The sequence below is a fragment of the Hymenobacter glacieicola genome (assembly GCF_014640315.1).
Classification (GTDB): Bacteria; Bacteroidota; Bacteroidia; order Cytophagales; family Hymenobacteraceae; genus Hymenobacter; species Hymenobacter glacieicola.
Genome location: NZ_BMGS01000004.1, coordinates 245,799 through 261,940, shown reverse-complemented (window position 1 = coordinate 261,940; position 16,142 = coordinate 245,799). Strand labels below are relative to the sequence as shown.

At 62.1% G+C, this 16,142-nt stretch carries 12 protein-coding genes; 6 read left to right on the top strand and 6 right to left on the bottom strand.

Going from position 1 to position 16,142, the window contains the following annotated elements; all coding sequences use genetic code 11:
- Positions 1-16: 16 nt before the first annotated feature.
- From IEW18_RS09080 to IEW18_RS09055, 6 genes are all read right to left on the bottom strand, one after another.
- Positions 17-1,399 carry a sigma-54-dependent transcriptional regulator gene (locus tag IEW18_RS09080; protein ID WP_188557524.1) on the bottom strand — a complete coding sequence of 461 codons (1,383 nt, stop codon included), beginning with the start codon at positions 1,397-1,399 and terminating at the stop codon, positions 17-19.
- Positions 1,400-1,557: 158 nt separating this feature from the next.
- Entirely contained in the window at positions 1,558-2,742 is a 1,185-nt protein-coding gene (locus tag IEW18_RS09075) for an ABC transporter permease (RefSeq protein WP_188557523.1), read from the bottom strand.
- 43 nt (positions 2,743-2,785) lie between these two features.
- Entirely contained in the window at positions 2,786-4,039 is a 1,254-nt protein-coding gene (locus tag IEW18_RS09070; protein WP_188557522.1) for an ABC transporter permease, read from the bottom strand.
- 111 nt (positions 4,040-4,150) lie between these two features.
- On the bottom strand, positions 4,151-4,894 hold the full coding sequence (locus IEW18_RS09065; protein ID WP_188557521.1) for an ABC transporter ATP-binding protein: 744 nt from the start codon (positions 4,892-4,894) through the stop codon (positions 4,151-4,153).
- Positions 4,895-5,142: 248 nt separating this feature from the next.
- The gene (locus IEW18_RS09060) at positions 5,143-6,702 is read right to left on the bottom strand and encodes a TolC family protein (protein WP_188557520.1); all 1,560 of its coding nucleotides are present in this window, start codon (positions 6,700-6,702) and stop codon (positions 5,143-5,145) included.
- Positions 6,703-6,709: 7 nt separating this feature from the next.
- Positions 6,710-7,957, bottom strand: coding sequence for an efflux RND transporter periplasmic adaptor subunit (locus IEW18_RS09055; protein ID WP_188557519.1), 1,248 nt, complete (start codon positions 7,955-7,957; stop codon positions 6,710-6,712).
- 950 nt (positions 7,958-8,907) lie between these two features.
- Here IEW18_RS09055 and IEW18_RS09050 point away from each other — a divergent pair.
- From IEW18_RS09050 to hisS, 6 genes are all read left to right on the top strand, one after another.
- Positions 8,908-11,370: a TonB-dependent receptor gene (locus IEW18_RS09050; RefSeq protein WP_188557518.1), complete on the top strand. Its 2,463-nt coding sequence runs from the start codon at positions 8,908-8,910 to the stop codon at positions 11,368-11,370.
- 493 nt (positions 11,371-11,863) lie between these two features.
- A complete protein-coding gene (locus IEW18_RS09045) occupies positions 11,864-12,247 on the top strand; it encodes a hypothetical protein (RefSeq protein WP_188557517.1) in 384 nt (127 codons plus the stop codon).
- Between the two features lie 322 nt (positions 12,248-12,569).
- The gene (locus IEW18_RS09040; protein ID WP_188557516.1) at positions 12,570-13,037 is read left to right on the top strand and encodes a carboxypeptidase-like regulatory domain-containing protein; all 468 of its coding nucleotides are present in this window, start codon (positions 12,570-12,572) and stop codon (positions 13,035-13,037) included.
- Positions 13,038-13,250: 213 nt separating this feature from the next.
- Positions 13,251-13,898 (top strand): TIGR02117 family protein, encoded by a 648-nt coding sequence (locus IEW18_RS09035; protein ID WP_188557515.1) that lies wholly within the window; start codon positions 13,251-13,253, stop codon positions 13,896-13,898.
- A 267-nt stretch (positions 13,899-14,165) separates the two neighbouring features.
- Positions 14,166-14,480 carry a hypothetical protein gene (locus IEW18_RS09030; RefSeq protein ID WP_188557514.1) on the top strand — a complete coding sequence of 105 codons (315 nt, stop codon included), beginning with the start codon at positions 14,166-14,168 and terminating at the stop codon, positions 14,478-14,480.
- A 98-nt stretch (positions 14,481-14,578) separates the two neighbouring features.
- The gene (hisS, locus tag IEW18_RS09025; protein ID WP_188557513.1) at positions 14,579-15,976 is read left to right on the top strand and encodes a histidine--tRNA ligase; all 1,398 of its coding nucleotides are present in this window, start codon (positions 14,579-14,581) and stop codon (positions 15,974-15,976) included.
- Positions 15,977-16,142 lie beyond the last annotated feature (166 nt).

The following is a 16,142-nucleotide window of genomic DNA, read 5'->3' as shown; positions in this document are numbered from 1 at the left end:
CGGGCTTTCCGGTGTTTTATTCCACATCAAAGGGAATGGCGTATTTCTCCAGCCTGCGGTAGAGGGCGCCGCGGCTCAGGCCCAGGGCTTTGGCTACGCGGCTGATGTTGCCGCTGTAGTGCTCCAGGGTGCGGCGGATCATCTGGGCTTCCAGCTCATCGAGGGTGATGGTGCCGGGTTGGGGTAGCTCACCCGCCTCGGCGGGGCGGGCGGGTGCCCGTTGGAATTGGGCCTGGAAGTCCTCGGGGCCGAGCTCATCCTTACCACTGACCAGCACGGCGCGCTCCACCAGGTTTTTCAGCTCCCGGATGTTGCCGGGCAAGGGCTGCTCCTGCAGCCAGTGCTGGGCGCGGGTGCCTACCTTCAGGGCCGGACGGTTGTAGGTGGCGCGCAGCCCATCCACGAAGTGCTGCACCAGCAGCGGAATGTCGTGGGGCCGCTCGCGCAGGGCGGGCAGGCGCACGGTAATCAGATTGATGCGGTAGAACAGGTCCTCGCGGAAGCGCCCCTGCTGCACCATGTCGGCCAGGTTGCGGTTGGTGGCGCAAATCACCCGGATGTCGAGGCGGCGCGGCTTACTGTCGCCGAGCACCTCGTAGGTGCGGTCCTGCAGCACCCGCAGCAGCTTCACCTGGGAGCCCAGGTCCAGCTCCCCGATTTCATCCAGAAAAATGGTGCCGCCGTTGGCTAGTTCAAAGCGGCCTACCCGGTCGGTTTTGGCATCCGTGAAAGCCCCGCGACGGTGCCCGAACATTTCGCTTTCAAACAAAGAGGCCGAGATGCCGCCCAGGTTTACTTTCACGAAGGGCTGGCGGCGGCGCTGGCTGTTCTGGTGCACGGCCTCCGCAATCAACTCCTTGCCCGTCCCCGACTCGCCTTCGATGAGCACGGACGCATCGGTGGCCGCTACCTGCCCCACATTGCGCAACACCTGCACAAGACGAGCATCCTGGCCCACAATGCCTTGGAAATTGAATTGCTTATCGAGCTGGCGGCGCGAAAAGGCGGTGGGGTCGGCGTCGGGGTCCGGCTCGTGCAGGGCCAGAATAGTGCGGATGGTTTGCAGCAGGGAGTTGTTGTGCCAGGGCTTGGTGATGAACTCGGCGGCGCCGGCCTTCATGCCTTCCACCGCTAAAGCAATGGAGCCCCAGCCGGTAATCAGAATCACGGGCACCTGCGGGGTTAGCTGCTTTACTTGGGCCAGCAGGCGCAATCCATCCTGGCCGCTGGTATCCAGGGAAAAGTTCATGTCCATGAGCACCAGCTGGGGCGGGGCTTCCTGCACCAGACGCAGGGCCTCCTCGGGGGTAGCTACGCCTTTGGCTGCGTACCCCGCCTGTTTCAGCAAGAGTCCCAGCGAAGTGCGCACGGCCACATCGTCGTCAATAATCAGTATCATAGCTCAGGGTAGGCGAAGGACGGAATTCACAGCATAAAAAGCTGGGCCAGCTCAGAAAAAACTGCATCACTCCTGCCTTTTTCTGCTGCCGCGGCTTTGCGCGGCAACTCACATGGGCATCTTGTGGACCGGGCTATTACCTAGAAAGCCCCCCGGCTCTACTCTTCCCGCAACGCCACGGCCGGATGAATGCCGGCGGCAGTGCGGCTGGGCTGCAGGGCGCAGATGGCCGTCAGGGCGAAGATGAGCAGCGTGGCCAGGCTCATGGCCAGTGCGTATACTTGGGGCGGCAAGCCGAACACCCCGAGCAGGGGAAACTGCACCGCCAGCAGCAGCCCCCCAGTCACGCCCAGGGTCGTCACGACCAGCATTTCGCCCAGGAACTGCCGACTGATGCCGCGGCCCGTGGCCCCCAGGGCCCGGCGCAGCCCGATTTCGGCCTTGCGCTGGCTGATGTTGTACCACAGCACCCCGAACAGCCCCAGCGCCACGTTGAGAATCAGAAACCCGCCCACCAGGCCCAGCGCCACGAGGGGCGTGAGCATGATTCGGAGCTTGTCCTGGCGGTTTTCGGCCAGGGTGTTCACGTTGGCATCCCAGCCCTTGGTCACGGCCTTGATTTTGCGCACCAGCTGCTGCTCCAGCACGGCCCCGCTGCCCGGCTGCACGCGCACCAGCAGGGTGTTGTTGCCGTACTGGGCCGTATCCTGAAGTACGTGCCGCTCGAAGAGGGCGGCTTCGTTGGCCGCGAAGTCGTTGCCGGAGCGGTAGGCTTCAATGACGCCCACCACCTGCCACTGCCGGGTGCGCTTGTCATCGGTCAGCACCTTGCCCACGGCCGACTCCTGGCCGAACATGGCTTCGGCGAACTTCTGGTTTACTACCACGGGCGTGTGGGTGGCGGCATCGTCGCGGCGGTCGAACCAGCGGCCTGCCACCACTTTCTGCCCCAGCACGCGCACCATCTCGTCGTCGGCATCATACACTTCCGTTAGCGGCGCTTTTTGGTCTTTGTAGCGGTACTGGTCGGTGTTCATGTTGCTGAACGAGTAGGGCGTGTTGGAGCTGGTCCAGGTGACGGCCGCTACCCCCGGCGTGGCCTGCAACTCCTGCACCAACCGGCGCAGGGTGCCCTTGCGGTCCACCGTATCCTGGCCGGGGTCCACGTTGAATTCCCACACGTTATCGGGCGCGAAGCCCTTGGGCTGGCGGTAGTTGTGGTAGTTGTTGACCAGCAGCAGACTCACCACGAACAGGACGAAAAACGAGAGCAGAATTTCGGCCATGAGCAGGAAGTTGGCGCGCTTGCGGTTCCATATCAGGGTAAACAGGTGACGAATCATAACGGAGAAAAATAGCGGGCGGAAGGAAACAGCGGTGCGGGGCCTAGTTGCGCACGCCCTTCAGGGCCTGCACCGGCAGCAGCCGCGACATTTTAAAGGCTGGATACCCCCCCGACAGCACCCCGAAAAACAGGGTCACGAGCAGGGCCCACCCGAAAATGCGCCAGTTCAGCTCGAACTGGGCGTAGGCCAGAATCTGGGCCCCGCCAATGAGCTGCAAGGCCACGTAGGCCATCAGCAGGCCCAGCAACCCACCCAGGGCCGTCAGGAACACGTTTTCCACCAGGAACTGTCCAATCAGGGTGCGGCTGGTGGCCCCGAAGGCCTTGCGCACCCCAATCTCGGAGGAGCGCTCCATGATGCGGCTCACGTTGATGTTGACTAGGTTCAGAGCCGGCAGCAGCATGAACAGCAGGGCCAGGCCGCCCAGAATTGAGTACAACATATTCAGGCCGTCGGAGGTGTAGTTGGTGAGCGGGCTCATGAGTTGCCGCGAGTACGAGGCGAGAATCTCGTCGGCGTGCAAATCCAGGTGGTCCATTTCCTTGGGGTCGGGCAGCGGAATGCGCTTCACCATCTGGTCGAACTCGGCCTGCACGGCCGCCTTATCGGCGGGCGACTTGGCCAAGATGATGGCCGCGAATTCGCCGGTAAGCGTGACGCGGTTCAGGTCGTTGGGGCTGGTGGTGAGGGGCACCCACACGTCGGCGTAGGAGGAAATCCGCATCACGGGCACGTCCTCCACCACGCCCAGCACCCGGAAGGCCGTCTGGTTGATTTCAATGGTGCGCCCCACTACCCCCTGGTCGGTGCCGAAGTACTTGCGGGCCGTGGTGCGGTTGATAACCGCCACCCGGGCCGCCGACTTCACCTCGGCTTCCCCGAAGGGCTTGCCCTCCGCGAAGGTGAAGTCCAGCACCTGCCAGAAGGCGTCATCGGTGTACTTCAGGTCCAGGTCGAGGCGGGTGTTGCCCACGTAGCTGGGGGTAGCGTGGAAGAGCGAGTGGATGGCCACCTTGGCCGGGGTCCGAAGCTGGCGCACGTACCGGTTGAGCAGGTAATAGCTGGGCGGCGAGTTCTGGTTGCCCCCGTTCTTATACTTGATGTGCAGGAAGTTAACGAACAGCATCCGGTCGAGGCGCGTTTCGGGTGCGTGGGGCCCCACCGCATGGTCGAACAGGGCCACCACCACCAGCAGCACCATGAGCGTAAAGGAGATGCCGAACAGGCTGATAAAGGTAAAGAACTTGCGACGCAGCAAGACTTTCCAGGCAATTTTGAGGTAGGAAAGAAGCATGGGAGAAGGTGAAATGGTGAGATGGTGAAATGGTGAGGTTAATGTTCTAATGGGGCAAATGGGCTTGGCTGAACAGCAACTCACCAATTCACCGCCTCACCATTTCACCATTTACTGAACTTGGCTCCCGTCGAAGAAGCGGATGAGGCGCTGGGTTTTGTGGGCCTGCTGCTCGTCGTGGGTTACCATCACGATGGTGGTGCCCTCCTGGCGGTTAAGGCCCAGCAGCAGGTCCATAATTTCCTCGCCCATCACCGAGTCGAGGTTGCCGGTGGGCTCATCGGCCAGAATGATTTCGGGGTTGCCGGCCAGGGCCCGAGCAATGGCCACGCGCTGGCGCTGCCCGCCGGAAAGCTGGCTGGGAAAGTGGTTGGTGCGGGCGCTCAGCCCTACCTTGTCGAGGGCGGCATAGGCCCGCTCCCGCCGCTCCCGGCCCCCTACCCCGGAGCGGTACAGCAATGGCAACTCCACGTTATCCAGCACCGAGAGGTCGTTGATGAGGTGGTAGCTCTGGAAAACAAACCCGATTTTCTGGTTGCGCAGCGCGGCCAGCTCCTTATCGGAGTACGACTGCACCGGGCGGCCGTCCAGCTCAATTACGCCGCTGGTAGGCTCATCCAGTAGCCCAATAATGCTGAGCAACGTAGACTTGCCGCAGCCCGAGGGGCCCATAATCGAGACGAATTCGCCTTTGTGGATGGTCAGGTTTACCCGGTTCAGGGCTACGGTTTCAATGGTTTTGGTCTGGTAGACTTTCTCGATGTCGCGCAGTTGAATAACGGGCTGGGCGGTAGCGGCCAGCGTGGCAGCAGTGGCCTGGGGCCGCACGGCCGATTGGGCGAGGATGTTTTCCATGAGCAGGTCGGAGTAGGAGAAGATGAAGAAGGCGGGCGAAAGAAGCTGTCCGGTTTTGGGCAGTAGCCTACCCAAGCTATAGTAGGATTGCCAAGCAGCATGCCATTTTAATAAATTACTGCAAATCAGTTAATTACAGTACATTTATCAATTAATCATGTAGCAAAATATGTCCAGTTCCGGACAGGGTGTTCGATAATGGAGGGCGACTTGCGCGGGGGGTGGCAGCTACGGCCGACGGGACGCAGCTACTGGGCCGTTAGGGGTAGCTGGCGCTCGAAGTCGAAGAGCGTAAGGGCCCGGAGGCGGTAATGCGCCACCCAGGCCGCGCGCAGGGCCAGGATGTACGTGCGGCGGGCCTGGTCTTTTTCGGCGGAAGCAATGGTGAGGTCAGTAAGGCTGATGCGGCCGACTTTGTAAGTGGCCTGGGCAATGTCGTAGCGCCGCTGGGCCAACGAATCGGCGCGGGTGGCCAGGTCCAGCTGCTCACCGAGGGTAGGGAGCTGGGTGGCCTGCACCTGCACGCTCTGCTCGAAGGAGGCTTCTTCCTGGGCCACGTCGGTTTGCACTTGGCGGCGGGTTAGCTCCGCCGTTTTCACGATGGATTTCTGCTTGCCCCAATCGACCAGCGGCAGGGCAAAGGTGAGGCGTACCTGCTGTTGATTTTGCAAGGCGGCGTACGTAGCCCAGAGGTTGCCGGCCTGGTTCACGTAGCCCAGGTTGGCCGCCAGCGTGGCCTGAAAACCCGTGGTGCCCCGGGCCAGCGCTACCTCGCGCTCGGCCAGCAACAGGCGCCGACGAAAGGCCAGCACCAGGCTGCGATTCTCGCGGGCTTGCTGCAGGGCCTGCTCGGCGGGCACTGCCAAGCGCGGGGCGGCGGGCGGCACCGCCAGGCGCAGGGCATCGGCCCGCAGGCCCGTATAGCTCTGCAGATTCACGGCCGCGTTCTGGGCGTCCAATCGACCCTGGGCCACGGCCTGACGGGCATTCAGCAGGTTCAGCTCCAGGCGCAGCAGGTCGCTCTGGGAGAGGCGGCCGAGTTGGTGCCGCTCCTTGCCAATGCGCAGCAATTCCTCGTTGGCTTGCACGTTCTGGCTGGCTACCTCGGCGTTTACCTGCTCCTGCAGCACATCAAAGTACAGCTCCGTAATGCGCTGGGCAATACCTTCGCGCTCCTCTACGTACTGACGCTGGCTTTCCTGGTAGCGCAGCGGCTCAATGCGCCGGGCCCACTTCAGCCCGTTGAACAGGCCCAGTGGCTGGGTCAGGCCCACGGCCACGGGTTGGTTGTTGTAGCGCTTCAGGCCGCCGTTAAAGTCGTCGAAGCGCTGCACCTCGGAGGCCACGAAAATCTGCCCACCCGTCAGGCCAATGTTCTGGCTTACCGACAAGTTGAGGTTGGAATTGTTGATGCGCACGGCCCGAAAGTCGGTGGTACCATCGGGCTGCACCACGGGCGTAATCACGCGGCTGAAACCCGGCAGGGTACCTTGCAGCCCCAGCTGCGGCTTGTAATTCGCCTGGTACGTGCGCCACTCCCAGTAGCTTTTGTCGCGGGAGGTCTGGGTTTGCTGGGCGGCGGCCGACTGGCTTAGGGCCAGCTCAATAACCTGGTTCAGGGTTAAGGCCGAGGGGAGCGTTTGGGCCCCGGCCGGCGTAGTCAGCAGCAGGGAAACCACGAGGCACAGAAGCGCCGCGTGGGGTTTTGGCGCGGCTGAGGTTGCGTGCACGGGCCCCTTCTGGTCGTTTTGAGGCTGCGGACGCTTCTCTACAACCCACTTGGCAACAGCAAGAAATATCCGTTTCATGGCCCTGCTAGTCGTTGAGGGTGAGTTCGGGCGTATCGGCGTGGTCCTTCATGTCGGACACGATGATTTCCTCGCCGGGGCGCAGGCCGCCGGTTACTTGCACGTAGTCGAAGTTGCTTTCCCCGAACTGCACGGTGCGGCGCGCCGCCTTGCCTTCCTGCACCACGAACACTGCCTGCTCTTTGCCGCCTTTATAAAACGGGCCGTTTTTTACCCGTACCACGTTGCGCAAAGCTTTGGTCACCACAAACACATCGGCCCGCAGATTGGAGCGCAAGGCCGGGTGGTGGTCCTGGGCCAGGACGGCGTAGAAAGTGACTACCCCCTTGTCCACGGCCGGACTTACGGTAGTAATGGTGCCGCGCAAATCAGTGCCGTTCACGCGAACCACGACGGGGTCTTGCAGGTGCAGGGCATCGGCGTAGGCATCGGAGATGGTGGCGCGCACCCGGAAGCGGCTCAAATCGGCTACCCGGGCCAGCGGGTCGCCGGCCTGCACGGTGCTGCCCAGGTTTTCGTTGACCCAGGTAAGCACGCCCGGCTGCTGGCTGCTGATGTTGGCCTGCTGCAGCTTGCCGGCCAGCTCGGCAATGCTGCGGTCCTGAATCTGCATGGTAAAGCCCAGCTCCCGCACATCGGCGGCGTTGGCGGCGCGCTGGTTCCGGATTTGCTCGCCCAGGCGCTGCAGCTCCAATTGGGCTACTTTCAAGCTTAGCTCAGCCTGGCGCACGCTCTCGGAGGTACCGCCGCCAATCTTGAGCAAGTACTGCTCATCGCGCAGGGCCGACTGCAGGCTGCGGACCTTCACCTGCTGCACCTGCTCCTGGGAGCGAAGGTCGTTGAGGGCTTTTTCCAGGGTGAGCTGCAGCTGGCTGTTTTTGTTGCGGTTCTGCTGCTGCTCGTCCTGGAGCTTGGCCAGGGCCGTGGTGGTCAGTTCCCGGTCCAGCTCCAGAATGGCTTGGCCGGGCTGTACCTTGCTGCCCACCGCTACCAGCACCCGGCGGATAGTACTCTGGATGGGGCTGGTGATGACGGCCTCATGGGCGGGAATAATAACGCCGGCCGCCGTAAGGGAGGCTTCCACGTCGCCGGTTTCGGTGCGGGCTGTCAGTACGCTGTTGCGCTCCAGGCTGGGCTTCAGCACCCGGCGAAACGCCAGCAGCCCCGCTGCCAGCAGCACCAGCAGGCCCAAGCCCAGCAGCCAGCGGCGGCGTTGGCGGCGGTTTAGGGTTGCGGTAGGTATAGCTCTGTCCATTTTCGTACAGGAAGGGAATGTTTTCCTGTAGAGTCAGCCAAGAGGTATGCCAACCATTTAAAGCACATTGCATCAACATCTTACATCCATTCCAAGAAAACGGTAGGGTAAGAAATATGTCCGGAAATGGACAGGCTGTTCGGAAACGAAAGGTCCTACGGGTGTGGCCTCATGAGGCGCAACTCTACTGCATACTGACAGGCGGAAGCGCAGCCAAAGCGGACCGCCTGCTGACCTTGCTATTCTAGTGTCCTGCTGAGCGAAATCGGAGCATTCCTACCGGTAGCTACCTTCATTGTAAAGGCCAGGCGGGAAGGCCGCTTCACCGGTGGCTACGAACCCTAGCATGATGCGCCACACGCTTCACGGGGCAGGTGGGTTAGCGGCGGCAACACCGCAAGAGGCTTCTACTTCGGCTCGACTTCCCCTTAATCCATCTATATCAGCGCAATAAGATATTTTCCGCTTTCCAGGCAACCGGTGCTGCGCGCCCCGCATCTATTCCCCTGATAGCCAGCTACTGCCCTTGCTGCCGCCCGGGCTTCGGGGTATGCGGCGGGCCCGCTACCTTCTGCTTCCTCCTAAATCCAAGGTTTTCCCCGATACAGAAATTAATTTCCACAGGTACCTTGCTTTACATAGTACCTTCACTTACCTTTGAACTGTTGATTAGCTGAACTCTTTGCCGCGGCGCAGCTCCTACCCCGAGCCTCCCGCGGCGCCTGCCGGACACCACCGCGCGCCAACCGGGCCGGGTGCTGAGCCGCCCGCCGGAAACCCTGGTTTCTGGCCGCGGCGCTTGTGTTCCGGTTGCCTGGCCTCCCCGCAGCAACTGCCCGGGGCCCCTGCTTTTCGTGTCTGAATTTCTGGCAGCCCTGCCAGCCCAGCGGAACCGCGGCCGCCGGGCCCGGCCTCTCCTTGCCCGATTCGTCCCCAACCACTCCCATTTTATGACTACCTCCCTGTCTTCCGGCCGGGCCCTGCGGGGCCTGGGGTTCCTCGCTATGCTCTTTCCCCTGGCCGCCGCGGCCCAGCAACAACCGGCCGGCTCCATCAGGGGCACCCTGCTCGACCAAGCCACCGGGCAGCCGCTGCCCTTCACCAACGTGGTGGTGCTGCGGGCCCAGGATTCAAGCTTCGTGGCCGGGGCCGAAACCGCGGAAAATGGCCGATTCGCGCTGGAAAAGCTGGGGCTGGGCAACTACTTGCTGAAAGCTACGGCGGTGGGCTACCAGGGCCTGCGCCGCGCCGTGGCCCTGACCAGCGCCGCGCCTACCTTGCAACTGGGCCCGATGAAGCTGAAATCTACCGCTACCCAGCTGGCTGGCGTAACGGTGCAGGGCGAGCGGGCCGCCGTGCAGGAAAGCTTGGACAAGAAGGTAATTAACGTAGAAAAAGACTTGAGCAGCGTGGGCGGTACGGCCGTGAACGTGCTCCAGAACGTGCCCTCCGTCACAGTAGCCCCCGATGGCACCGTGAGCATGCGCGGCTCCTCCAACATCACCATCCTAATTGATGGCAAGCCCAGCAACTCGGCCAACAGCGGGGCCGGCGGCAACCGCCTGGAGCAGATTCCGGCCAGCAGCATCGAGCGGGTGGAAGTTGTCACGAACCCCTCGGCCCGCTACGATGCCGCCGGGGCGGGCGGGGTGCTCAACATCATCCTGAAAAAGCAGAAAAAGGACGGCTGGAACGGGCAGGCCATCCTCAACGTGGGCACCCGCGACAAGTACAACACCAGCCTGAGCCTGAACCGCCGCACCGGCAAGCTCAACGTGTTCGGCTCCTTTGATCTGCGCGATGACCACTACCGCAGCCGCATGTGGAGCGACCAGTACACGACCCTGGAAAACCGCACCCTGCGCACCTACCAGCAGGGCAACAACCTGCGCCACAGCAAAAGCTACAACGGCCGTCTGGGCTTCGACTACACCCTACCCGCTAACCAGACGCTGACCTTTACGGTAGAGCCCAACTTCAACCGCAGCCGCAACACCGGCACCCAACTGGCTACCCTCAGCGGCGACACCACGGCCCGCATTGGCAGCACCTTTCGCGTCACTGAAAACATCGACAACCTTGATGCCTCCGTGGATTACCGCCGCACCTGGGACGCGCACAAGGGCCGGGAGCTGACGGGCAGCGTGAACTACACCTTCCTGAACGCCGATGTGGTAGTGGCCCAGCGCAACACGGAGGGCTCCAACGACTTGCGCGAGTGGCAGCAAGACCTGGACGTGCGCCTGAACGCCGTGGCCGGCCAGCTCGACTACGTGCACCCCCTGGGCGAAAAGGCCCGCCTGGATGCGGGCTTCAAGGGCCAGTACCAGCGCAACGGCGGCACCGACAACTTCCTGCGCCAGCAGGCCGACGGCCCCGCCTTCGACCGCCTCCCCGACCGTTCCTACGAGTACACCTTCCGGGAGCTAACCCAGGCTGCTTACGCTACCTACCAGCAGGAAATAAACAAATGGCGCATGCAGGGCGGCCTGCGGGCCGAATACACCCACACCAGCGGCGAGGTGCTGAACGGCAACGGGCCCTTCCGTCTGCGCTACCTGAACCTGTTCCCCTCGGCCACCGTGGAGCGCACCCTGCCCGGCAAAGACCAGCGCGTGAAGCTGAGCTACTCCCGCCGCCTGAACCGGCCCGGCTTCATGCAGCTGCTGGCCTTCCCGCTCTACCAGGACCAGCGCAGCTACCGCATCGGCAACCCCACGCTGCGGCCTGAGTACATCAACGCCTTCGAGCTGGGCCACCAGGTGAGCGTGGGCCAAGCGTCGCTGACGTCGACCTTGTTCTACCGCCACACCGACAACACCATTCAGCGCCTGGTGCGGGTAGATGAGGAAGCTACCCAGCGCTACGGCTCCGGGGCTGTCATCACGGCTCAGTACGTGCGCAACTTCGGGCAGGCCACCAGCTACGGGGCCGAAGTTTCCCTGAACCAGCCCCTGGCCAAGTGGTGGCGCCTGACGGCCAGCGGCTCCTTGTTCCAAAACACCGTGACGGCCGCCACCGGCAATGAAGCCAACCGCCGGATTATTTCGGGCACGGCCCGCGTGATGAACTCCTTCACCCCTACCCCCAAGCTGGACATGCAACTAACGGGCAACTACCGCGCCGCCGCCGTAACGGCCCAGGGCCGGGTGGCGCCGGTGGGCTCCGTGGATGTGGCCCTGCGCCAGCGCCTGTTCTCCGACCGCGCCGCCCTGACCCTGCGCGTATCGGACATCTTCAACACCCAGCGCAACCGCTCCGAGTCGTTCACGGAAAACTTCCGGGCCGAGTACTACAACAAGTGGGAGTCGCGGGTAGGCTACCTGGGCTTCAGCTGGTATTTGGGCTCCAACAAGCCCCCTAAGAAGATTGAAAACCAGCCCCAGGGCGGTGGGGGCGGCTTCGGCGGCTAGCCAAGGCTACAGGCTGAAAAATAAATTTTCGATTCGCTGTAACGCCCAGTCCGATGCGCGGTATTCACAGCAGCAACGGCCCTTAAGGCTTGCCGCCGCGGGTGCGGTGTACCTGAAAACTCCTACCCGCGGCGGCAAAAGGCAACATAAAATATTCCGAATATTTTTTATCATCCAGGCAGCCTTTCCTACCCGATTACCATCTTTTAAATACCGGCGCCTCAACCCGCTATCCGGCAGACAGCTAGCTACTTCTGCTGCGTTTTACAGCTCCCGCTTCAACCTGCGGCGACGATGCTTCCTGGCATCGTCATGGCCTCCCGCCCGCTGAAGCTGCCCGCCGCTCCTAGGCCGGGCGTTGTCCTCGCGCCGCCTCTACGGCCGTACTGCGGGGCCTGACTTTTCTCTTGCGTTGTTGCTGCTTTCGTGTTTCGGCAGGCCCGTTGGCCCGCCGGTGAGTGGCTTGTTGTGTCCATTTTTTTCACTACCCATCATGAAAACTTCCCTGCTTTCCCGCCTTGGTATCCTCTGCGCCTCCCTGGTAGTGCTACCCGCCTCCCTGGCCCTGGCCCAAACAACGTCGTACAGCGAAGCGCCCATCATTGCCAAATCGGGCTACTGGATGCTGGAAACCGACCCCAAGCGCCCCGACTACACCGTGGTTCGGTTCTATAACGACCAGCACGAAGAACTGTACCGGGAGCGGCTGAGCGGTGTTTGCCTGGATCCGCTGAAAAACCGGGCCACCCACCGCCGCGTCGCTCTCATGCTGGGCACCGCCCTGGACCAGGTGCAACGCATGCAGGCTAACTCCGTGGTATCCATGACGCTGGCCACCACGGCCCGGCGCATGCCCCGGACTTACGCCGTAAAGTAGCCTCCGCGCTGGTGACTACCCGAGCGGCTACCCCACTATCCTTCGCTATCCTTGTGCTATATCCCGTTTCCCCGCTATTCTATCCTTCCGCGCTGGCCAGGCTGATTTGCGTGGCACCCAGCACCTTGCTTTAAAGCCCCGCCGCCCTCATCAGCGGGGCGCATGACCCAGCCCGGGCCCGGCTTTCGGCCCGGCCTCCCTCTCTGGGCTCGACGCTTCTACCCTGCTTTTACTGACCCTTGCTGGTACCTCCAGAACGGAACCGCGGCCCTTCTCCGGCCCGGCAAGGGCCACGCCTTTCCCTTCTCATTTTCCGACTACCATGAAAACTTCCTTTGTTTCCAGCACCCTGTTAGGCCTTTCCCTTCTCGTAACGGGCCTCCATTTGCCTGCGCAGGCCAGCTCCGCGCCGAACCGCGGTACGGTATCGGGCCGCCTTTTCGATGGGCAAACCCAGGAGCCCATTCCGCACTCCTACGTGGTGGTGCTGCGAGCCTCCGATGGGCGCCTAATGAAATCAGTGGAAACCGATGCCCAGGGCCATTTCCGGGCGACGGGCCTGCCCCTGGGCCGCTACGTGGTGCGCACTACGGTGCTAGGCTACCACGCCGTTCGGCCCGCCGTAACCCTGCATCAGGCCCGCACCCAGCACGCACTGGGCACCGTGGTGCTGGTGCCCGTGAGCATGCCCCAAGTAGCCCGCGCCGACCAGCAGGCCTGGGCCAAGCGCACCGCCGCCGTTGCGGCCGTAGAGCCACGCCGCCCCTTACTGGTACGCACCCGGTCCTAGGTACCGCGGAACGTAGGACCGGTAGTTTCTAGCCCGTGCAGCCAGGCCAGCCAGCAGGTGCTTCCTTCTAGGGAAGGCTGCTGGCTGGCCTGCTGCGTTTACGCTGCTCGGGGTGGGGTTACCGGGCCGGAAAATGGGTATCAAGCCGGAGAACTGTTACGGCTTCTCGTGCTGATGCGCCTACCTTCGTTTTCCCTTGCCCTTCGCTTGCTTATGTCAGTTGTTGCTGCTCTTGTGCTCTTTCTGCTGACCGGAACCGTGGTGCCCCTGAATCGTCAGTTCCGGCAGACGCCCGACGGCGTGCCCATTTTTGTGGTATCCAACGGCTTTCACACCGATGTGGTGCTGCCCATGCGGGAGGCGCGCACCGGGCAGGATTGGCTTCAAACACTCAGCCAGCCGGCCCTGTCGGCGCGCTTTGCCCGCTACCCCTACGTGGCTTTTGGCTGGGGCAACGAGGGATTTTACCTGGGCTCGATGGGTGGCAAATTCCCGGGTCCGAAAACCATTGGGGGGGCCTTGTTTCCCTCCCGCACCCTCATGCACGTCGATTTTTACCGCGCCGCCCCCGATTCCGGGGCCCGGGTAGTGCCCCTGCGCATTTCCCCTGAGCAGTACCGCACCCTGGCGGCCTACGTGCAACGCTCCTTCCGTCCCGACAGCCTGAACCGCCCGCAACTGCACCAGCCTACCGGCTACTCGCCCGAGGACTTTTTCTTCCGGGCCCGGGGCCGCTACCACGCCCTGCGCACCTGCAACGACTGGACCAACCAGGGCCTGCGGCAGGCAGGCATCCGGGCGGCGCTAAAAGCGCCCCTGGCCGCCGGCGTCATCTTCCAGGCCCGCCGCACGAAACGGTAGCGCCTGCTTAGCTCGTAGGGGTCCGGTTGAGCTTACATCCTACTTTGTCAATTTTAGTCCCTATTTAAACGTAGTGCGCTGATATATCCATCTTTAAAGTTCTACTTATTCTGTTTTTCACGCAGAACTTTCGCGGGGCCAACTACAGTATTACTTACTGTCCCACCCCATCCCCGCTGGATATCGGCTATGTTAGATGTACACCGCGAAGTGCTGCCGAATGGTTTTCTACTTATCCTTTCCCCGGACACTACCTCCCCCAACGAGGTGAAGTTAGCCCGTGCCTTGCACCGCGCCTGCCGCAGCGACAAAGGCGCCATTCTGATTGACCTGAGCCTGGTTGATTCGCTTTCCGAGGACGTGATTGATTTGCTGCTGGCCTACGCTTTTATGCTGCACGCCCAGGACCGGCGCCTGATTTTGTGCCATGTGCCCCAGCCCGCCCAGCATCACTTCCTGTTTCTGGACGCTGCTTCGCAGCCTTTGCTGGTGCCGTCCTTGCTGGATGCCATGCAGGAAATCGATTTTGCCGGTGATCAAAATCACTCTCCGCGAACCGGTAATAGCCGGGCCGCCTACTAAGCAAACCAGCGCTTACATCGGTCTTTGCACCGGCTTTCCGGAAAATCCAATGCAAACCGCGAATTTTGCAGCCGTATTTCCGCATCCTGATTTTCCTGATGAGCGCACAGAAGCCCAGCATCCCGCGCGGTACCCGCGACTTTGGCCCCGCCGTAGTAGCCCGCCGTAACTATATTTTCGGCGTCATCCGCCACGTGTTCGAGAAGTTTGGCTACGCCCCGCTCGAAACGCCTACCCTCGAAAACCTCTCGGTACTGACCGGCAAGTACGGCGAAGAAGGCGACCAGCTCCTGTTCAAAGTCCTGAACTCTGGTGACTTCGCCAAGGAAGTTACCGCCGAGGACCTGGCCGCCGACAACCCCAGCAAGCGCCTGCTGCCCAAGGTAGCCGAGAAAGGCCTGCGCTACGACCTGACGGTTCCCTTTGCCCGCTACGTGGTCATGAATCGGAACACGCTGGTGTTTCCCTTCAAGCGCTACCAGATTCAGCCCGTGTGGCGCGCCGATCGGCCCCAGCGCGGCCGCTACCGGGAGTTTTACCAGTGCGACGCCGACGTGGTGGGCACCGATTCCCTGCTTTGCGAGGCGGAAATTGTGCTGATGATGTCGGAGGTGCTGACCACCCTGGGCCTGACGGAGCACACCATCAAAATCAACCACCGCCGGGTGCTGGGCGCCTTCTACCAGGCCCTGGGCGGCGAGGGTACGGAGGTAGACCTGTTCACGGCCATTGATAAGCTGGATAAGATTGGGCGCGAAGGGGTAGAAAAAGAGCTGCTAGGCCGGGGCTTCTCGCCGGAGGCGACGGAGCGCCTGTTCGATTTGCTGAGCGTGGGTGGCGACTTCGAGGAAAAGCTGGAGCGCCTGCTGGCAGCCTTCGCCACGGCCGCCGTGGCGCCCGACAACGCCGACGGCTACAAAGGTTTGCAGGACCTGACGCGGGTGCTGGAGTATTTGCGCAGCTTCGGATTTGATAAATGGCAGAACCTGGAGTTCGACGTGACGCTGGCCCGCGGGCTGAGCTACTACACGGGCTGCATCTTCGAAATCAAGATCAACAACGTGAACATGGGTAGCGTATCGGGTGGGGGCCGCTACGACAACCTCACCGGCGCTTTCGGCTTACCGGGCGTGTCGGGCGTGGGCTTCTCCTTCGGCGTAGACCGCCTCTACGACTGCTTGGAGGAACTGAATCTTTTCCCCGAAGCGGTGGCGACTACCACCCGCTGCCTGGTGGCTAACTTTGACGCGGAAAGCGAAACGGCGGTGCTGCCCGTGCTGCGGCAATTGCGCGAAGCCGGCGTGGCCAGCGAGCTGTTTCCCGAAGCGGGCAAGCTCGGCAAGCAGTTCAAGTACGCCGATGCCAAGGGTATTCCCTACGTGCTGATTCAGGGCCCGGAGGAACGCGCCGCGGGCCAGTTTAAGCTCAAAACCCTTGCCTCCGGTCAGGAAAGCACACTTTCTCTGGCAGAAGTACTAACTGAACTTGCCCCGTAGCTCACTCTAAACACTGCATTATCCTGCTCATCCTTCCTTCTGGGCGGAAAGTCAAGCATCTGGTTTGAACTTCCAGACCTAGTCCACTAGCGTAGGCTGACTACGCCGCGGTGGCAGGTGGCTTCTGTTAAATTAAAGAAGCTACCTGCCGCCTTCTTCTCACCCG

Bases quoted from the DNA above. Each gene is read 5' to 3' on its own strand.
- IEW18_RS09055 (WP_188557519.1), bottom strand. From the start codon at position 7,957: ATGGACAGAGCTATACCTACCGCAACCCTAAACCGCCGCCAACGCCGC.
- IEW18_RS09050 (WP_188557518.1), top strand. From the start codon at position 8,908: ATGACTACCTCCCTGTCTTCCGGCCGGGCCCTGCGGGGCCTGGGGTTC.
- IEW18_RS09045 (WP_188557517.1), top strand. From the start codon at position 11,864: ATGAAAACTTCCCTGCTTTCCCGCCTTGGTATCCTCTGCGCCTCCCTG.
- IEW18_RS09070 (WP_188557522.1), bottom strand. From the start codon at position 4,039: ATGCTTCTTTCCTACCTCAAAATTGCCTGGAAAGTCTTGCTGCGTCGC.
- IEW18_RS09035 (WP_188557515.1), top strand. From the start codon at position 13,251: ATGTCAGTTGTTGCTGCTCTTGTGCTCTTTCTGCTGACCGGAACCGTG.
- IEW18_RS09080 (WP_188557524.1), bottom strand. From the start codon at position 1,399: ATGATACTGATTATTGACGACGATGTGGCCGTGCGCACTTCGCTGGGA.
- IEW18_RS09040 (WP_188557516.1), top strand. From the start codon at position 12,570: ATGAAAACTTCCTTTGTTTCCAGCACCCTGTTAGGCCTTTCCCTTCTC.
- IEW18_RS09060 (WP_188557520.1), bottom strand. From the start codon at position 6,702: ATGAAACGGATATTTCTTGCTGTTGCCAAGTGGGTTGTAGAGAAGCGT.
- IEW18_RS09065 (WP_188557521.1), bottom strand. From the start codon at position 4,894: ATGGAAAACATCCTCGCCCAATCGGCCGTGCGGCCCCAGGCCACTGCT.
- hisS (WP_188557513.1), top strand. From the start codon at position 14,579: ATGAGCGCACAGAAGCCCAGCATCCCGCGCGGTACCCGCGACTTTGGC.
- IEW18_RS09075 (WP_188557523.1), bottom strand. From the start codon at position 2,742: ATGATTCGTCACCTGTTTACCCTGATATGGAACCGCAAGCGCGCCAAC.